This window comes from Vogesella fluminis (assembly GCF_014652335.1).
Classification (GTDB): Bacteria; Pseudomonadota; Gammaproteobacteria; order Burkholderiales; family Chromobacteriaceae; genus Vogesella; species Vogesella fluminis.
In genome coordinates this window covers 17,931-34,342 of record NZ_BMYP01000018.1, presented here as the reverse complement: position 1 = coordinate 34,342, position 16,412 = coordinate 17,931, and the positions used below count along the sequence as shown (strand labels likewise).

The 16,412-nt window shown below is 64.8% G+C and carries 20 protein-coding genes; 11 read left to right on the top strand and 9 right to left on the bottom strand.

Going from position 1 to position 16,412, the window contains the following annotated elements; genetic code table 11:
- The first annotated feature begins 2 nt into the window (after positions 1–2).
- From ubiG to IE083_RS08825, 4 genes are all read left to right on the top strand, one after another.
- Positions 3–701, top strand: a complete 699-nt coding sequence (gene ubiG, locus IE083_RS08840) for a bifunctional 2-polyprenyl-6-hydroxyphenol methylase/3-demethylubiquinol 3-O-methyltransferase UbiG (RefSeq protein ID WP_189353241.1) — start codon at positions 3–5, stop codon at positions 699–701.
- A gap of 207 nt (positions 702–908) precedes the next feature.
- The gene (tadA, locus tag IE083_RS08835; protein WP_189353240.1) at positions 909–1,652 is read left to right on the top strand and encodes a tRNA adenosine(34) deaminase TadA; all 744 of its coding nucleotides are present in this window, start codon (positions 909–911) and stop codon (positions 1,650–1,652) included.
- Entirely contained in the window at positions 1,652–2,266 is a 615-nt protein-coding gene (locus IE083_RS08830; protein ID WP_189353239.1) for a L,D-transpeptidase, read from the top strand. Before tadA ends, IE083_RS08830 begins: the two co-directional genes overlap by 1 nt.
- Before the next feature lie 2 nt (positions 2,267–2,268).
- A complete protein-coding gene (locus tag IE083_RS08825; protein WP_189353238.1) occupies positions 2,269–2,685 on the top strand; it encodes a DUF2721 domain-containing protein in 417 nt (138 codons plus the stop codon).
- 181 nt (positions 2,686–2,866) lie between these two features.
- On the opposite strand, the gene IE083_RS08820 is transcribed toward IE083_RS08825, so the two are convergent.
- The gene (locus tag IE083_RS08820) at positions 2,867–3,097 is read right to left on the bottom strand and encodes a hypothetical protein (protein ID WP_189353237.1); all 231 of its coding nucleotides are present in this window, start codon (positions 3,095–3,097) and stop codon (positions 2,867–2,869) included.
- Between IE083_RS08820 and IE083_RS08815 the strand changes: the two genes are divergently transcribed.
- Positions 3,087–3,758 carry a GntR family transcriptional regulator gene (locus tag IE083_RS08815; protein ID WP_189353236.1) on the top strand — a complete coding sequence of 224 codons (672 nt, stop codon included), beginning with the start codon at positions 3,087–3,089 and terminating at the stop codon, positions 3,756–3,758. The two genes, IE083_RS08820 and IE083_RS08815, sit on opposite strands and share 11 nt — an antisense overlap.
- A 57-nt stretch (positions 3,759–3,815) precedes the next feature.
- On the opposite strand, the gene IE083_RS08810 is transcribed toward IE083_RS08815, so the two are convergent.
- Both IE083_RS08810 and IE083_RS08805 read right to left on the bottom strand, forming a co-directional pair.
- Positions 3,816–4,310 carry a dihydrofolate reductase gene (locus IE083_RS08810; protein WP_189353235.1) on the bottom strand — a complete coding sequence of 165 codons (495 nt, stop codon included), beginning with the start codon at positions 4,308–4,310 and terminating at the stop codon, positions 3,816–3,818.
- Positions 4,307–5,101 (bottom strand): thymidylate synthase, encoded by a 795-nt coding sequence (locus IE083_RS08805; RefSeq protein ID WP_189353234.1) that lies wholly within the window; start codon positions 5,099–5,101, stop codon positions 4,307–4,309. The genes IE083_RS08810 and IE083_RS08805 overlap by 4 nt, the downstream gene beginning before the upstream one ends.
- Before the next feature lie 130 nt (positions 5,102–5,231).
- On the opposite strand from IE083_RS08805, the gene flhB reads away from it, so the two are divergent.
- From flhB to IE083_RS08775, 6 genes are read left to right on the top strand one after another with little or no spacing between them, the layout of a single operon-like run.
- Positions 5,232–6,395, top strand: a complete 1,164-nt coding sequence (flhB, locus tag IE083_RS08800; protein ID WP_189353233.1) for a flagellar biosynthesis protein FlhB — start codon at positions 5,232–5,234, stop codon at positions 6,393–6,395.
- Positions 6,396–6,419: 24 nt separating this feature from the next.
- On the top strand, positions 6,420–8,501 hold the full coding sequence (flhA, locus tag IE083_RS08795; RefSeq protein WP_189353232.1) for a flagellar biosynthesis protein FlhA: 2,082 nt from the start codon (positions 6,420–6,422) through the stop codon (positions 8,499–8,501).
- Positions 8,502–8,507: 6 nt separating this feature from the next.
- On the top strand, positions 8,508–9,941 hold the full coding sequence (gene flhF, locus IE083_RS08790) for a flagellar biosynthesis GTPase FlhF (RefSeq protein ID WP_189353231.1): 1,434 nt from the start codon (positions 8,508–8,510) through the stop codon (positions 9,939–9,941).
- Positions 9,938–10,801, top strand: coding sequence for a MinD/ParA family ATP-binding protein (locus IE083_RS08785; protein WP_229799674.1), 864 nt, complete (start codon positions 9,938–9,940; stop codon positions 10,799–10,801). Before flhF ends, IE083_RS08785 begins: the two co-directional genes overlap by 4 nt.
- A 2-nt stretch (positions 10,802–10,803) precedes the next feature.
- Entirely contained in the window at positions 10,804–11,544 is a 741-nt protein-coding gene (locus tag IE083_RS08780; RefSeq protein WP_189353230.1) for an RNA polymerase sigma factor FliA, read from the top strand.
- Positions 11,545–11,573: 29 nt separating this feature from the next.
- Positions 11,574–12,323, top strand: coding sequence for a flagellar motor protein (locus IE083_RS08775; RefSeq protein WP_189353229.1), 750 nt, complete (start codon positions 11,574–11,576; stop codon positions 12,321–12,323).
- 140 nt (positions 12,324–12,463) lie between these two features.
- On the opposite strand, the gene IE083_RS08770 is transcribed toward IE083_RS08775, so the two are convergent.
- The 6 genes from IE083_RS08770 to IE083_RS08745 are packed head-to-tail and all read right to left on the bottom strand — an operon-like array spanning position 12,464 to position 16,260.
- Entirely contained in the window at positions 12,464–13,660 is a 1,197-nt protein-coding gene (locus IE083_RS08770) for a tryptophan--tRNA ligase (protein ID WP_189353228.1), read from the bottom strand.
- A 34-nt stretch (positions 13,661–13,694) separates the two neighbouring features.
- Entirely contained in the window at positions 13,695–14,333 is a 639-nt protein-coding gene (locus tag IE083_RS08765; RefSeq protein ID WP_189353227.1) for a site-2 protease family protein, read from the bottom strand.
- 18 nt (positions 14,334–14,351) lie between these two features.
- Complete coding sequence (locus IE083_RS08760) at positions 14,352–14,972, bottom strand: L-threonylcarbamoyladenylate synthase (protein WP_189353226.1); 621 nt, start codon at positions 14,970–14,972, stop codon at positions 14,352–14,354.
- Between the two features lie 3 nt (positions 14,973–14,975).
- Positions 14,976–15,848: a 3',5'-nucleoside bisphosphate phosphatase gene (locus IE083_RS08755; RefSeq protein WP_189353225.1), complete on the bottom strand. Its 873-nt coding sequence runs from the start codon at positions 15,846–15,848 to the stop codon at positions 14,976–14,978.
- A gap of 2 nt (positions 15,849–15,850) precedes the next feature.
- The gene (locus IE083_RS08750) at positions 15,851–16,048 is read right to left on the bottom strand and encodes an oxidoreductase-like domain-containing protein (RefSeq protein ID WP_229799673.1); all 198 of its coding nucleotides are present in this window, start codon (positions 16,046–16,048) and stop codon (positions 15,851–15,853) included.
- Complete coding sequence (locus tag IE083_RS08745) at positions 16,045–16,260, bottom strand: RNA-binding S4 domain-containing protein (RefSeq protein WP_189353224.1); 216 nt, start codon at positions 16,258–16,260, stop codon at positions 16,045–16,047. Before IE083_RS08745 ends, IE083_RS08750 begins: the two co-directional genes overlap by 4 nt.
- Positions 16,261–16,412 lie beyond the last annotated feature (152 nt).

Genomic DNA, 16,412 nt, shown 5'->3' with positions numbered 1-16,412 from the left:
GCATGAGCAACGTTGACGAACAGGAACTCGACAAATTCAGCCAGATCGCCCACAAGTGGTGGGACATGGACAGCGAGTTCAAGCCGCTGCATGAAATCAACCCGCTGCGCCTGGACTTCATCGACCAGCACGCGGCGCTGGCCGGCAAGGCGGTGCTGGATGTCGGCTGCGGCGGCGGCATCCTGTCGGAAAGCATGGCCCACTACGAGGCCAGCGTCACCGGCATCGACCTCGCCAAGAAATCGCTGAAAGTGGCACAACTGCACAGCCTGGAGTCCGGCGTCAGCGTCAACTACCGCTGTGTCGCGGTGGAAGACCTCGCCGTCGAGGCGCCGGCCAGCTTCGACGTGGTGACCTGCATGGAGATGCTGGAGCACGTGCCCGATCCGCAAAGCATCGTGCGCGCCTGCGCGCAGCTGGTGAAGCCGGGCGGCTGGGTGTTCTTCTCCACCCTCAACCGCAATGCAAAATCCTACCTGCTGGCGGTGCTGGGCGCCGAGTACGTGCTGAACATGCTGCCGAAAGGCACGCATGAGTACGCACGCTTCCTCAAGCCGTCGGAGCTGTCGCGCATGGCGCGCAACGCCGGGCTGGGCGTGGAGACGCTGGCCGGCATCGGCTACAACCCGCTGACCCGCGTCTACAGTCTCAATGACGACACCGACGTCAATTACCTGATGGCCACCCGCCGCCTCGCCTGAGGCCGCCCCGGCCTGCGGCCAACCCGAAGAGCGTGTTCACGATCTAGCGAGCTAGAGCGAGACAAGGCGAAAACGGCTGAGGAAGCGGCGTTTATCCAGATATAAACAAGCATGCCGAAGCCGTTTTCAACGCCGTATCGCCCCATTGAGATCAGCCGCAGCAGATCGTGAACAGGCTCTAAGGTTGGCCGCAACCGTCTGGATACCATGACCGTACCCCTGCTCTCCCCGCCATTGCCGCCCGCCGCCATCCGCTGGCTGCACGCGCTGGACATCCGCGATCGCCCGACGCTGGCGCAGTATGGCGCCGCGCGCGCCTATGCCTTGCTCAAGGCCGACGGCCACACCGTGACGCTGAAGCTGCTGTACGCGCTGGAAGCGGCGATCCGCGGCATGCACTGGTCGCAGCTGGACGATGACGACCGCCTGCGGCTGCGCACGGCGCTGGCGCAATTGCCGCCGCAGCGACCGTTGCCCCCGCTGGCAGAACGCCAGCGCTTCATGATGCTGGCGCGCGCGCTGGCGCAGCAGGCGGCGACGGAGGGCGAGGTGCCGGTCGGCGCGGTGGTGGTCAAGGATGGCGAGGTGATCGGCCGCGGCTACAACCGCCCCTGCGCCAGCCACGACCCGTCGGCACACGCCGAGATGCTGGCGCTGCGCGACGCTGCGGCCAACCTTGGCAACTACCGGCTGGCCGGCTGCCAGCTCTACGTCACGCTGGAGCCGTGCCCGATGTGCAGCGGCGCCATCCTGCACGCGCGCCTCGACCACGTGCTGTTCGGCGCCTATGACGCCAAGACCGGCGCTGCCGGCAGCGTGCTGAACCTGTTCGCCGAGACTAAACTGAATCATCAGACCGCCATCGACGGCGGCATCGACGCCGAAAGCTGTGCCGGCCTGCTGGCCGACTTTTTCCGCCAGCGCCGCCACACCGCCAGGAAGGAAGCGTGATGAAACGGCTATTGCTACTGCTGCTGTGCTGCAGCGGCAGCCTCGTTGCCAGCCCGGCCGACTTCATCCTGCAGCAGCAGGACGGGGGGCTGGTGGCCGCCCATGCCAACCGCCTCAACCCCGGCCAGCCGTGGCTGCATGTCAGCGTCGCCGAACAGTCGCTCACCCTCTACGACGGCCGCGGCCTGCCGCAGAAGCGCTACACCGTGTCCACCGCCAGGAACGGCGTCGGCGAGCGCGTCAACAGCTACCAGACCCCGCGCGGCTGGCACCGCGTGTGCGAACGCATCGGCGACGATGTCGCCGCCGACACCATCATCTACCGGCGCAAGGTGACGCCGTGGAAGTACACGCCGCAACTGGCCGCCGAATACCCGGACAAAGACTGGATCCTGACCCGCATCCTGTGGCTGTGCGGCCTGGAACCGGGCAAGAACCTGGGCGGCGAGGTCGACAGTTACGACCGTGCCATCTACATCCACGGCGCCGGCCAGCACGTGCCGTTCGGCACGCCGACCTCGCGCGGCTGCGTGCGCATGCGCAACGAAGACGTGATCGAACTCTACAACCTGACTGCCAACGGCATCGACGTGCTGATCAGCGAAGAAAACTAGCCATGCTCAACCTGACCACCCCGGCCCTGCTGTTTCCGGCCATCTCCCTGCTGCTGCTCGCCTACACCAACCGCTACCTGGCCCTGGCCAGCATCATCCGCAACCTGTACGACGACTATCAGCAGCAGCCCAGCGACAAGATCGTGCTCCAGATCGGCACTCTGCGCCGCCGCATCGCGCTGATCAAATGGATGCAGAGCATGGGCGTGGCCAGCATGTTCCTGTGCGTGGTGGCGATGTTCCTGATCTACACCAGTTGGCCGCAGGCGGCACAAGTGGCCTTTGGCGCCAGCCTGCTGCTGCTGATCAGCTCGCTGGGAATGTCCCTGCTGGAGTTACGCATGTCGACCGATGCGCTGAACATTCTGCTGTCCGATCTGGTTGCTGCAGAACGTGCGCGCGACAAGAACCCGCACTAGGGCAGTCGAAAAAAAACCTCCCCAGCATGGTGGGGAGGTAACACCCGTGTCGTACCTGCAAGGTTCCCTATGGAACACGCAATAACAAAGCAACGTTATTGCTCTTGAAGCAGCTGTCTCAATCATTTCCTTGCGAGCCACTTATGATGTTAGCCCCTCATGACCCTCGCTCGGTCCCGATTTAAACAAGCGTTTGAATCGTAAAATGAGGTGCGGTTTCATGCAAGCACTTTTTTGCACCGACGGCAAAAACGGGTGATTTTGCAACACGCTGTGCTTGCTGCACTGCCGCACCGGAACGCCAGTTTGATGCTAAAATGCGGATACCGTCCGATTGCCGGACAATATAAAGTTTACATCGCATGTTGCAGCGCCCACTGCCGAATCCATCAGGTGCTTTAATGAGCTTCAAGGCCAACGATTCCCTCACCGAACAGATTGCCCGCTTTCTCGGCAACCAGATCATTACCGGCAGCATGCTGCCCGGTGAGCGCATCCAGGAGCTGCGCATTGCCGCAGAACTGAACGTCAGCCGCGGTTCGGTGCGCGAGGCCTTGCTGCTCCTGCAGCGCCGTCATCTGGTCGACATCTATCCGCGCCGCGGCGCCATCGTCGCCAGCATGACTGCCGGCGATGTGCGCGACTTCTTCGAGCTGTGGTTCGTGCTGCTGGAGCAAGCGGTGTCGCACCTGGCACACAACTGGCAGAACGACGACCTCGCCGACTTCTTCGAACTGATGACCGCGCTGGGCGAGTGCAACCGCAACGACGATCTCGACGGCTTCTACCGCCACGGCGTCAGCTTTCTCGCTGCCCTGTACCAGCATGCCGGCAACCGCTACCTGGCACAGACGCTGCACGACCTGCTGCCGCTGTCGCAGCGCTGTCTGTTTGCCATCCTGCGCGCCGGCAAGAGCCGCATCGAACAGACCCACGACTTCCTCGACGGCCTGCTGCAGGCAATCATCGCCCGCGACCAGCCCCGGCTGTGCCAGATGATCCGGCAGTTCGGCCACGATTACAGCCAGCTGGCACAAGCCTCGGCCACGGCACTCGGCGCCGACTGCAGCTAAGCCGAAGCAGTCATGAAAAAGGCGGCCTCGTGCCGCCTTTTGCTTGCCCGCGCCGCGTCAGGTACGACGCCGGTAATCGACAAAGCGGTACACCAGCCCGTTAGCGGCGATCTGCGCCGGCTGCGGCGTGGCTTGCCACTCGTCGTCACACCACGCCGGGAAAGTGGCATCGCCGGCTATCTCCAGCTCGATATGGGTCAAGCGCAGCTGGTCGGCCAGCGGCAATGCCTGGCGGTACAGCTCGGCGCCGCCGATCACGCACACCTCGTCAACGTTGGCCACCAGCGCCAGCGCCTCGTCCAGTGAGTGCGCCACCATCACGCCCTCGCGCCGCCAGTCCGGCTGCCGGGTGATCACGATGTTCAGCCGGCCGGGCAAGGCACGGCCGATGGAGTCGAAGGTCTTGCGCCCCATCAGCACCGGCTTGCCCAGCGTCACCGCCTTGAAGTGCTTCAGGTCTTCCGGCAGATGCCACGGCAGGGTGTTGTCGATGCCGATCACGTTGCCGCGTGCCATTGCCGCCACCAGGGTCAAGGTTGGCCGCAGGCTCATACCGCCACCTCCGCCTTGATGTGCGGATGCGGGTCGTAGCCTTCCAGCGTGAAGTCTTCGAACGTGAAGGCGAACAGGTCGCCCACCTCCGGGTTGATCCGCATCACCGGCAGTGCGCGCGGCGCGCGCGTCAGCTGCAGGCGGGCCTGCTCGAAATGGTTGCTGTAAATATGCGCGTCGCCCAAGGAGTGCACGAAATCGCCCGGTTTCAGGCCGCACACCTGTGCCACCATCATGGTCAGCAGCGCGTAGCTGGCTATGTTGAACGGCACGCCGAGGAAGATATCGGCCGAGCGCTGGTACAGCTGGCACGACAGCTTGCCGTCGGCAACATAGAACTGGAACAGGCTGTGGCACGGCGGCAGCGCCATCTCATCCACCAGCGCCGGGTTCCACGCCGACACCATCAGCCGGCGCGAGTCCGGGTTGCGGCGGATCATGTCCAGCACATTGGCGATCTGGTCGATGTGGCGGCCGTCCGGTGCCGGCCAGCTGCGCCACTGGTAGCCGTACACCGGCCCCAGGTCGCCGTTGTCGTCGGCCCACTCGTCCCAGATGCGGACACCGTTCTCCTGCAGGTAGCGGATATTGGTGTCGCCAGACAGGAACCACAGCAGTTCGTGGATGATGGAGCGCAGGTGGCACTTCTTGGTGGTCACCAGCGGAAAGCCGGCGGCGAGGTCGAAGCGCATCTGGTAGCCGAACACCGAGCGCGTACCGGTACCGGTACGATCGGATTTATCGGTGCCGTGCGCCAGCACGTGTTGCATCAGGTCAAGATACTGTTTCATGTAAAGCGCCAGTCAATTGAATGCACCGATTCTACTATCAAGCACACGGCCACTCCATCGCGCGGCACAAGGGCAAATGCGCTACCATCGCACATCGAATCGTTAATCTACAGGGTCACCTTGCAGCATCATGGCTGACGACTCAGACAAGGAAGACCGCACCGAGTCACCCTCGGCGCGAAAACTGGAACAGGCGCGCGAGGATGGCAACGTCCCGCGCTCGCGCGAACTGAATACTTTTGCCGTCACCATGGCAGGCCTGACCCTGCTCATCGCCACCGGCGGCCAGCTGTTCGCCGGCATGAAGGAGAGCATGATCGCCTGGTTTACCTTCAACCAAGAGAGCCTGCGCGACCCGCTGGTCATCATGGAGCGGCTGCGGCAGAGCGTGCAGGACACCCTGCTGCAAATGGCACCGCTGCTGGGCGGGCTGCTGCTGGTGGCAGCACTGACGCCACTGCTGATCGGCGGCTGGAACTTCACCAGCAAGGGCTTCATGCCCAATTTCGGCAAGCTCAACCCGCTCAGCGGCATCAAGCGGCTGTTCTCGGTCAATGCCGCCACCGAAGGGCTGAAGGCGGTGCTGAAGAGCGCACTGATCGGCGGCGTGGCTACCTGGGCCATCTGGAACGAGCGCGACGAGTTGATGGGGCTGATCAGCATGCCGCTGGATGGCGCACTGCTGAAGCTGGTGGCGCTGATGGAGCACACCTTCCTGATGGTGGTCGGCGCCATGCTGTTGCTGGTGGTGCTGGACGTACCGTTCCAGCTGTGGCAGTACCACAAGAACCTGCGCATGACCAAGGATGAAGTGAAACAGGAATACAAGCAGCAGGAAGGCTCGCCCGAGGTCAAGGGTCGCATTCGCCAGCTGCAGCGCGAGGCGGCACGCAAACGCATGATGCAGGAGATCCCCAGCGCCAACGTCATTGTGACCAACCCGACTCACTACGCCGTTGCATTCAAGTATGATGAAAAGATGGCCGCGCCGGTATTGATCGCCAAGGGCAGCCTGAAGCTGGCCGAACGCATCATCAATGCCGGGCAGGAACACCGCATCGCCATCCTGCGTGCACCCAGTTTTGCCCGTGCGCTGTATTTCAACGTCGAGCTGGGCGAGCAGATTCCGTCGCAGCTGTATACCGCTGCCGCGCAGGTGCTGGCCTATATCCACCAGCTGAAACACTTCGAGCAAAGCGGCGGTCTGGCCCCGGTATTCCCCGAGCAGCTGGACGTCCCTGCCGAACTTGACCCCGAAAGCAAACGCCAGCAACATACGCCGCCAAAAACCTAACGCAGCACGTCATCGCAACGAGGCATGAACACACTGCAGGACTTCCTGAAAAAGATTGATCTGAACACCCTGGCAGGCCCGGTCCTGATCATCCTGGTACTTGCCATGATGGTGTTGCCGCTGCCGCCGGTGCTGCTGGACATCTTCTTTACCTTCAATATCGCCGTCTCCATCATCGTGCTGATGGTGGGTATCAACACGCGCGAACCACTGGAGTTCTCCTCCTTTCCTTCAGTACTGCTGATCACCACCCTGCTGCGCCTGTCGCTGAACGTGGCCAGCAGCCGGGTGATCCTGATGGAAGGACACACCGGAGCCAGTGCCGCCGGTGCGGTGATCGAATCCTTTGCCCACTTCCTGATCGGCGACAACGTCACCATCGGCATCGTGGTATTCATCATCCTCACCATCATCAACTTCGTGGTGATCACCAAGGGCGCCGGCCGTATCGCCGAAGTGTCAGCCCGCTTCGCGCTGGACGCGATGCCCGGCAAACAGATGGCGATTGATGCCGACCTCAACGCCGGCCTGATCGGCGAGGACGAGGCACGCACCCGCCGCGCCAAGATCGGCGAAGAGGCCAACTTCTTCGGCTCGATGGACGGTGCCTCCAAGTTCGTGCGCGGCGATGCCGTGGCCGGCATCATGATCATCGTGATCAACATCGTCGGCGGCCTGATCATCGGTATCGTGCAGCACGACCTGCCAGTAGCTGACGCCGCCGAAACCTATACCCTGCTCACCATCGGCGACGGCCTGGTGGCGCAGATCCCGGCGCTGATCATCTCTACCGCTGCCGGCATGGTGGTGGCGCGGGTTGGCACCGAGAAAGGCCTGTCGGAACAGCTGCTGGGGCAGATGTTCGCCAACCCGATGGTGCTGTACCTCACCGCCGCGGTGATCGGCATGCTGGGCCTGATCCCGAACATGCCGCACGTTGCCTTCCTGATGATCGCCGCCATCCTCGCCGGCAGTGCCCGCTGGCTGGAAATCAGCGCCGCGCGCCGCGCCACGCAGCCGGCCGAAATCGAGGCGCTGCCACCGGCGGTGCTGGATCAGCCGCTGACCGAAGTCAGCTGGAAAGACGTGCAGCCGGTCGATGCCCTCGGGCTGGAGGTCGGCTACCGCCTGATCCCGCTGGTCGATCGCGAGCAGGACGGCGAGCTCTTGCGCCGCATCCGCGGCATCCGCAAGAAAATGGCGCAGGAACTCGGCTTCCTGGTGCCGCCGGTCCACATCCGCGACAACCTGGAAATCCGCCCCAACGCCTACCGCATCCTGCTCAAGGGCGTGGAGGTGGGCAGTGGCGAGGCTTTCGTCGGCCAGTTCATGGCCATCAACCCCGGCCAGGTCAGCGGCGAGCTGCAAGGCACCCCGACGACCGATCCGGCCTTCGGCCTGCCGGCGATCTGGATCGACGCCAGCCGCCGCGATGCGGCGCAGACGCTGGGCTATACCGTGGTCGACGCCAGCACCGTGGTCGCCACCCACCTGTCCAACCTGCTGCAGACCCACGCCGCCGAGCTGCTCGGCCGCGAGGAAGTGCAGGCGCTGATCGACCACCAGGCCAAGGAAGCGCCGAAACTGATCGAGGACCTGGTGCCGAAGGTGGTGCCGATCGGCACCTTGCAAAAAGTGCTGCAGCAGCTCCTGACCGACGGCATCCACCTGCGCGACTTCCGCACCATCATCGAGACGCTGGCCGATCACGTCGGTGTCACCGCCGACATCGACGAACTGACCTCGGCGGTGCGTACCGCGCTGTCGCGCGCCATCGTGCAGCAGCTGTTCCCCGGCGAGCAGGAGCTGCCGCTGATGACGCTGGACCCGCAGCTGGAAGGCATCCTGCTGCAGGCGGTACAGAGCAAGGGTGGCGGTCTGGAGCCGGGGCTGGCGGAAAACCTGCTGGCCAATGCCGCCGAGCAATCGGAACAAGTCGAAAACCAGGGCTTTAATCCCGTATTATTGACCCCACCGGCATTACGGCCTTTACTGGCACGCTTTCTGCGCCGCGCCCTGCCGCAGTTACGCGTGATTTCGCATAATGAAATACCGGACAGCAAATCCATTCGTATAATTGCGGTGATCGGGGGGAGCAAAAGCTAACGCATCATGGTGGTCAGAAAGTTCTACGGCAAAACAACACGGGATGCGCTACGCCAGGTTCGCGAAGAACTGGGCGCCGATGCGCTGATCCTGTCCAACCGCCCTACCCTGGGCGGTGGCGTAGAGATCATGGCCGTCGCCGATGCCGATGTTTCCGCGCTGGCCACCACTCTGACGCCGCCGTCGCAGCCGAAACACCCGCCGCGCAATGCGCCGACCCCCACGCCGGTGCCCGCGCCCGCCGCCGCGGGCGGCAGCATGAACCGCGCCATCGCCCGCACCTACGCGATGCCGGTGGAGCCGCTGGAAGCGCCGGCCGTGCCGACCCCGCCGCCGCCCCCGCCGCAACCGAAAGCCAGCGTCGAACCGAAACCCTTCCTCGCCCACGTGCAGGACAACAGCCCGCCACCGAAGGCGGCGCCGCAGCCACAACCGGCACCGGCCCGGCCTGCGGCCAACCTTGCCAGCAGCAACGACGCCGAGCGCGAGCAGATGGCGCAGGAACTGAAACAGATCGGCGACGAGATCAAGCAGCTGCGCAGCCTGCTGCAAAGCCAGCTGGCCGGTTTTGCCTGGTCGGACATGGAGCAGCGCACGCCCAACCGCGCCGAGCTGTTCCGTCACCTGCTCACCGCCGGCTTCAGCTCGACGCTGATCCGCCAGCTGACGCAGAAGCTGCCGCCGCAGTACGAGGGCGATGTCGCGCAGAAGTGGGCACGCTCGGCGCTGATCCACAACCTGAAATGCATGGACCCGCAGCACGACCCGATCGAGCGCGGCGGCATCTATGCGCTGGTCGGCCCCACCGGCGTCGGCAAGACCACCACCGTCGCCAAGCTGGCCGCCCGCGCCACCATGCGCCACGGCGCGCAGAACGTGGCGCTGATCACCACCGACACCTACCGGATCGGCGCCCAGGACCAGCTGCGCATCTACGGCAAGATCCTCGGCGTGCCGGTGTTCTCGGTACAGAACGAGGGCGACCTGCAGCTGACGCTGGCCGATCTGGCGCAGCGCAGGATCGTGCTGATCGACACCGTGGGCATGGGCCAGCGCGACGCGCGGGTGCAGGCGCAGCTGGACATGTTCAACCAGACCGGCCGCCCGGTGGAGCGCCTGCTGCTGCTGGCCGCCAACGCCGACGGCCACACGCTGGAAGACGTGGTGCGCCACTACCGCGGCGATGGCCTCGCCGGTGCCATCCTGTCCAAGATCGACGAGGCGCTGATGCTGGGGCCGGGGCTGGATGTCGTCATCCGCCACCGCCTGCGCCTGTTCTACGTCACCAACGGCCAGCGCGTGCCGGAAGACATCCACGCCGCCCACGCCGAGCTGCTGATCGACCGCGCGCTGCGTGCCGCGCAGCTGGCCTCGCCGTTCAACCCGGAAAGCGATGAAATGGCGATGCTCAATGCCGCACAGTCCGGCTGGCTATCATGAGCGTGCAGGATCAGGCCTCCGGGCTGCGCCGCCAGGCGCTGCACGACTACCCGCCGTCCTTTGCCTTTTTCGGCGCCGACAAGTGCGGCCAGAGCAGCGTCGCCGGCGAGCTGGCCGCGGCGCTGGCGCTACAGCGGCAACGCCCGCTGCTGATCGAGCACCGCAACGGCCAGCAACTGGCGCGCCGCCTCGGCCTGCCGGCCGCCGGCACGCTGGGCAGCGTCGCGGTGAGCCTCGGCGATCTCAACGAACTGATGGTCGGCAACCGTCACGGCCTGACCCTGATCAACCTCGCCGCCAGCGTCGACGAGCGCACGCGGCTGTCGCCGCGCATCTGGCGCCGCCTGATCAACGAGTTCGCGTCGGTGGAACAGGACGCGGCACTGCTGCTGCTGGACACCCCGCCGCTGAGCGAAGACCCGGGCCCCTGCTGCATCGCCGACAACCTGGTGCTGGTGCTCAACCCGTCCTCCGACAGCCTGATGGGAGGCTACGCGCAGCTGAAGCGGCTGGCGCAGGACTACGCGCGCCGCCGCTTCAACGTGCTGGTCAACCGTGCGGCCAACTTTGACGAGGCGCAGGCGATCTTCAGCCGCCTGCAGCGCGTGGCCGGCGACTACCTGCCGGTCGGCCTGCGCTGGGTCGGTTTCGTACCGGATGACAATACCATCAGAAAGAGTCAGACTTTGCGACGCCCGGTGGTGGAGGCGTTTCCTGACAGCGAGGCTGCCAACGCTTTCCTGCAACTGGCGCAGATGCTGCCGCAGTGGCACACACCCGACGACGACACCCCGCGCAGTAGTTATCTCGAACATCTTTTAATGACAAGCAAAGCGCTTGCAGATTTGACAGGTCATTAAATATGGCAGTAGCAAACAAGTGGCAGGCCTATCAGCAGCACAGCCCGCGTGACACCATCGACATCAACCAGCACGCGCCGCTGGTCAAGAAACTGGCCAGCCTGATGATGGCGCGCCTGCCGGCCAGCGTCGACATCAACGACCTGATCCAGGTCGGCACCATCGGCCTGATCGAGGCCGCGCGCCAGTTCGACAGCACTCAGGGCGTGCAGTTTGAAACCTTCGCCAGCCAGCGCATCCGCGGCGCGATGCTGGACGAGTTGCGCCGCGAGGACTGGCTGCCGCGCCAGGTACGACGCAATGTGCGCCAGATCGAGAGCGCCATCCAGCAGCTGGAACAGCAGCTGGGGCGCAGCCCGGCGGAAGGCGAGATCGCCGACAGCCTGTCCATGCCGCTGACGGAATACCAGGCCATGCTGTCGGAATGCAAGGGGCTGACGTTGGTGCACTTCGACGACTTCCATGATGAGGAAGGCCACGGCGGCAACCAGATTGACAACATCGTCGATGCCGATGCTGCCACACCGCTGGACCACCTTACCGACGGCCACTTCCGCAGCGCGCTGATCGATGCCATCAAGCTGCTGCCGGAACGCGACCAGCTGGTGATGAGCCTGTACTACGAGCAGGAGCTGAACCTGAAAGAAATCGGCGCCGTGCTGGGCGTCTCCGAATCCCGTGTCTCACAGCTGCACAGCCAGGCCATCGCCCGCTTGCGCGCACGCCTGCGTGACTGGACCTGAACCCGCAAAGCCTACGGAAACCATACCCTGTGGATAAAATCAGCCTCATTGCCATCATCGGCGGCCTGACCGCCATCCTGGCCGGACAAGCGCTGGAAGGCGGCCATATCGGCTCGCTGATCCAGGTCACCGCCTTCCTGATCGTCATCGGCGGCACCTTCAGTGCGGTGATGCTGCAGTCGACGCCCAAGCAGTTCCTCACCGGTCTGCGCATGGCCGGCTGGGTGCTGCGCCCGCCGGTGCACGACCAGGAAAAGCTGATCCGCGACATCGTCGGCTGGAGCCAGTCGGCGCGGCGCGGCGGTCTGTTGTCGCTGGAAGGCTATATCAATAACCAGAAGGACCCGTTCGTGCGCAAGGGGCTGCAGATGCTGGTCGACGGCGCCGAGCCGCAGATCATCCGCGACGTGCTGGAAACCGAGATCGGCATCTTCGAGCACGCACGCAAGCAGGCGGCCAAGATCTGGGAGTCCGCCGGCGGCTACGCGCCGACGATGGGCATTCTCGGCGCGGTGCTGGGCCTGATCCACGTGATGGAAAACCTGTCCGATCCGTCCAAGCTCGGCGGCGGCATCGCGGTGGCCTTTGTCGCCACCGTGTACGGTGTCGGCATCGCCAACCTGTTCCTGCTGCCGATCGCCAACAAGCTGAAAAACCTGATCAGCCTCGAGGTCAGCCTCAAGGAGCTGACGCTGGAAGGCCTGATCGCCATCGCCAACGGCGAGAACCCGCGCATCATCGAGGCGCGCCTGCGCAGCTTCCTCGGCCTCAACGACTGAGGCCATGCCGGCGCAAGGTTGGCCGCAGTATTGCGGCCAACCTTGCTGCCGTATGGCAGACAAAAACCCCCGCCGGCTTCCGCCGGCGGGGGTTTTGCCTTGCAAGGTTGGCCGCAACGGTGACGGCCCGTCGGCTACGATCAGTAACCCAGGCCCATCGCCTCGCGCACTTCCTTCATCGTCTCGCGCGCCACCAGCTCCGCCTTGTGGCAGCCCTCGAATACGATCTCCTTGACCAGGTTCGGGTTGGCCAGATATTTCTCGGCGCGCTCGAACATCGGCTGCTGCTCGCGCACCACCGCCTCGATCACCGGCTGCTTGCACTCCAGGCAGCCGATGCCGGCGCTGGTACAGCCCGCTTTCACCCACTGTTTGGTGTCGTCGCCGCTGTACACCTCGTGCAACTGCCACACCGGGCACTTGTCCGGATTGCCGGCATCGGTGCGGCGCACGCGGGCCGGGTCGGTCGGCATCGCGCGGATCTTCTTGCTGACCTCTTCCGGCGTCTCGCGCATGGTGATGGTGTTCTTGTACGACTTGGACATCTTGTTGCCGTCCAGCCCCGGCATCTTCGACGCCGCGGTCAGCAGCGCCTCGCTCTCCGGCAGGATGATCTTGCCCTTGTTTTCCAGATAGCCCTGCAGCCGCTCGCGGTCGCTGTTGCCCAGGTTCTGGCTGGCGGCCAGCAGCTCGCGCGCCGCCAGCAGCGCCTCGCCGTCGCCGTCCTGCAGGTAGCGGGTACGCAGCTGCTCGAACTGCTTGCCGGCCTTGCCGATCTTCTTCACCGCGGCGCGCGCCAGCTCCTCGAAGTTCGGCTCGCGGCCGTACAGGTTGTTGAAGCGGCGCGCCACTTCGCGCGTCAACTCGATGTGCGGCACCTGGTCTTCGCCCACCGGCACCAGCCCGGCCTTGTACACCAGGATGTCGGCGGCCTGCAGCAGCGGATAGCCGAGGAAGCCGTAGGTGGCCAGATCCTTGTGGTTCAGCTTGTCCATCTGGTCCTTGTAGGTCGGCACCCGTTCCAGCCAGCCCAGCGGCGTCACCATCGACAGCGCCAGGTGCAACTCGGCGTGCTGCGGCACCTTGGACTGGATGAAGATGGTGGCCTGTTCCGGATCGACACCGGAGGCCAGCCAGTCGATCACCATTTCCCAGATCGACTTCTCGATGATGGCGACTTCGTCGTAATTGGTGGTCAGCGCGTGCCAGTCGGCGACCATGAAGTAGCAGTCGTGGCGGGTTTGCAGCTCGACCCAGTTCTTGATCACGCCGTGGTAGTGGCCCAGGTGCAGGCTGCCCGTCGGGCGCATGCCGGAAAGAATGCGGTTGGCAAACATGGTGTGTCGGGTTCCGTGAGTGACAGGTTAAGGCTCAGAGCAAAAGGCCGAGCAGCTCGTAAACCATGGTGGTAAAGGGACGCAGGATCGGGGACAGCAGGCCGGTGAACACCAGCGCCAGCAGGATCCACATGCCGTACGGCTCCAGCCGCGAGAAGCGGTAGGCCAGCGGGCGCGGCAGCAGGCTCTCCACGATGCGGCCGCCGTCCAGCGGCAGGATGGGCATCAGGTTGAGCACCATCAGCACCACGTTGATGACGATGCCGGCCTGGCTCATCAGCGCCAGCGGCCGGCTGTAGTCGTTGTCCATCACGATGGCGAGCTTGAGCAGCAGCACCCACAGGATGGCCATCACAAGGTTGGCCGCAGGGCCGGCGGCCGCCACCCAGCGCATGCCGCGGCGCGGGTCGCGCAGCGCGCCGAAATTGACCGGCACCGGCTTGGCCCAGCCGAACAGGAAGCCGCCGAGCACGACCGACAACAGCGGCAGCAGCACGGTGCCGACCAGATCGATGTGTTTCAGCGGGTTGAGCGTCATGCGCCCCATCATGTAGGCGGTGGCGTCGCCAAGGCGCTTGGCGGCGTAGGCGTGGGCGGCTTCGTGCAGGGTGATCGCCAGCAGCACCGGCAGTGCGTAGATGGCGATCTTCTGGATCAGGTTCAGTTCTTCCAAGAGGGTTTCCTTGTCGGGTTACAGGCCCAGCAGCGCCGGGTCGCCCTTGCCGCGGCGGATCAGCTCGATGCCGTCGGTCATGTCGATCACGGTGGTCGGCTCGGTGCCGCACCAGCCACCATCGATCACCAGATCGACCACATGTTCCAGCCGCTCGCGGATTTCATAGGGATCGGTCAGCGCCTCGGCGTCACCGGGCAGTAGCAGGGTACAGGACAGGATCGGCTCGCCCAGCTCTTCCAGCAGCGCCAGCGTCACCGGATGGTCCGGCACGCGCAGGCCGATGGTGGCGCGCTTGGGGTGCAGCGTGCGCTTGGGCACCTCGCGGCTGGCCTGCAGGATGAAGGTGAAGCTGCCCGGCGTCGCCGCCTTCAGCTGGCGGAACTGCGCATTGTCCACCCGCGCGTAGTTGGCCAGCGCCGACAGGTCGGCGCAGACCAGGGTCAGGTGGTGCTTGAGGTCGAGCTGGCGGATGGCCAGCAACCGCTCCATCGCCTTCTTGTCGCCCAGGTGACAGCCCAGCGCGTAACAGGAGTCGGTGGGATACACCACCACCCCGCCATCGCGGATGATCCTGGCCGCCTCGCGGATCAGCCGCGCCTGTGGCGTTTCCGGGTGGATCATGAAAAATTGCGACATCGGCTACTCCTCAACGTTGGCCGCAGCGCGGTGGATGCGTGGCGCCAGCGCCTGCCAGATCGGCAGGCAGATCGGCGGCAGATCGGTGGTGCTGCCGACATCGCGGCCACCCTCGCCCGGGGCGTGGAAATCGCTGCCGGCGCTGGCGTACAGGCCGTGCTTCTGCGCCACCAGCGCGAAGCGCAGCATGTCGTCCAGGCTGTGGCTGCCGCTGACCACTTCCAGCGCCTCGCCGCCAGCGGCCTTGAAATCGGTCACCAGCCGCTCGATCAGGGTGCGGCCCATGTCGTAGCGGCCGGGATGGGCGATCACCGCCATGCCGCCGGCGCCGCGAATCCAGCCAACCGCGTCTTCCAGCGTTGCCCACTCGTGCGCCACGTAGCCGGGCTTGCCGGTGGTCAGGTATTTGCGGAACACACTCTTGACGTCCTTTACCTCGCCGCTTTGCACCAGATAGCGGGCAAAGTGGGTGCGGCCGATCATCTCCGGATTGGCCGCCAGCCGCATCGCGCCGTCGAACACGCCGGGAATGCCGATCCGGGCCAGCGATTCACCCATCTGCCGCGCGCGCTCGACGCGGCCGTCGCGGATAGACTGCAGCCCGGCGCGCAGCGCCGCGTTGTCCGGATCGATGCCGAGGCCGACGATGTGCACGGTGTGGCGCGTGTTCCACGTTACCGAAATCTCCACCCCGTCGAGAAAATCGACACCGGCGGCCAGCGCCTCGGCGCGCGCCTCGGCGAGGCCGGCGGTGCAGTCGTGGTCGGTCAGCGCCAGCAGGCTGGCCTCGCGCGCCGCGGCGCGCCGGATCACCTCGGCCGGCGGCAGGCCACCGTCGGAGGCGGTAGAATGAAAGTGCAGGTCGATGCTGGCCATGTTCAGTGACCCGCCCTGGCCGCCGCCTGGCGTGCCGCTTCGCGCACCTGCCAGTCGGCGAGTTGCTGACGATAGACCTGCACCGCCGCATTGTAGGTGTCCCACATGCAGGGATCGCAGCCGCTGCCGCAGCACATGTCGTCCGTCGGCGCTTCCGGTGCTTCCGGCATCGGGTCGAACACGTCGTCCGTCACGCTCACGCCGCGACCACCTTGATCTCGAAACCGTCGCCGGATACCACCTGCCCGGCGCGGATCTTGTTGGTCTTGCGCAGCTCGACCTGGCCGTCGACCAGCACATTGCCCTCGGCAATGAACTGCTTGGCGATGCCGCCGGTCTCCATGATGCCGGTGGTCTTGAGCAAATCACACAGCGCGATGTATTCACCGCGCAATTCGAAGATTTCGTTCATGTTCTGCACACTGTCTTTTGACAGCCTTGTGAGTGGCCTGTGCATAAGCGGCACAAGCCATTGTTCAAATTAGCCATTTTCAGGCTGCCCATTTTTTGGTCAGCCACGCCGGACTTTCCACACCGTGGCGGGACAGGGCTGTTGAGTGGCTG

Excerpts from the sequence above, each read along its gene's own strand:
- flhB (WP_189353233.1), top strand. The coding sequence starts at position 5,232 with ATGGCTGACGACTCAGACAAGGAAGACCGCACCGAGTCACCCTCGGCG.
- ubiG (WP_189353241.1), top strand. The coding sequence starts at position 3 with ATGAGCAACGTTGACGAACAGGAACTCGACAAATTCAGCCAGATCGCC.
- IE083_RS08825 (WP_189353238.1), top strand. The coding sequence starts at position 2,269 with ATGCTCAACCTGACCACCCCGGCCCTGCTGTTTCCGGCCATCTCCCTG.
- flhA (WP_189353232.1), top strand. The coding sequence starts at position 6,420 with ATGAACACACTGCAGGACTTCCTGAAAAAGATTGATCTGAACACCCTG.
- IE083_RS08785 (WP_229799674.1), top strand. The coding sequence starts at position 9,938 with ATGAGCGTGCAGGATCAGGCCTCCGGGCTGCGCCGCCAGGCGCTGCAC.
- IE083_RS08780 (WP_189353230.1), top strand. The coding sequence starts at position 10,804 with ATGGCAGTAGCAAACAAGTGGCAGGCCTATCAGCAGCACAGCCCGCGT.
- IE083_RS08805 (WP_189353234.1), bottom strand. The coding sequence starts at position 5,101 with ATGAAACAGTATCTTGACCTGATGCAACACGTGCTGGCGCACGGCACC.
- IE083_RS08815 (WP_189353236.1), top strand. The coding sequence starts at position 3,087 with ATGAGCTTCAAGGCCAACGATTCCCTCACCGAACAGATTGCCCGCTTT.
- IE083_RS08745 (WP_189353224.1), bottom strand. The coding sequence starts at position 16,260 with ATGAACGAAATCTTCGAATTGCGCGGTGAATACATCGCGCTGTGTGAT.
- IE083_RS08830 (WP_189353239.1), top strand. The coding sequence starts at position 1,652 with ATGAAACGGCTATTGCTACTGCTGCTGTGCTGCAGCGGCAGCCTCGTT.
- flhF (WP_189353231.1), top strand. The coding sequence starts at position 8,508 with ATGGTGGTCAGAAAGTTCTACGGCAAAACAACACGGGATGCGCTACGC.
- IE083_RS08755 (WP_189353225.1), bottom strand. The coding sequence starts at position 15,848 with ATGGCCAGCATCGACCTGCACTTTCATTCTACCGCCTCCGACGGTGGC.
- IE083_RS08760 (WP_189353226.1), bottom strand. The coding sequence starts at position 14,972 with ATGTCGCAATTTTTCATGATCCACCCGGAAACGCCACAGGCGCGGCTG.
- IE083_RS08770 (WP_189353228.1), bottom strand. The coding sequence starts at position 13,660 with ATGTTTGCCAACCGCATTCTTTCCGGCATGCGCCCGACGGGCAGCCTG.
- IE083_RS08810 (WP_189353235.1), bottom strand. The coding sequence starts at position 4,310 with ATGAGCCTGCGGCCAACCTTGACCCTGGTGGCGGCAATGGCACGCGGC.
- tadA (WP_189353240.1), top strand. The coding sequence starts at position 909 with ATGACCGTACCCCTGCTCTCCCCGCCATTGCCGCCCGCCGCCATCCGC.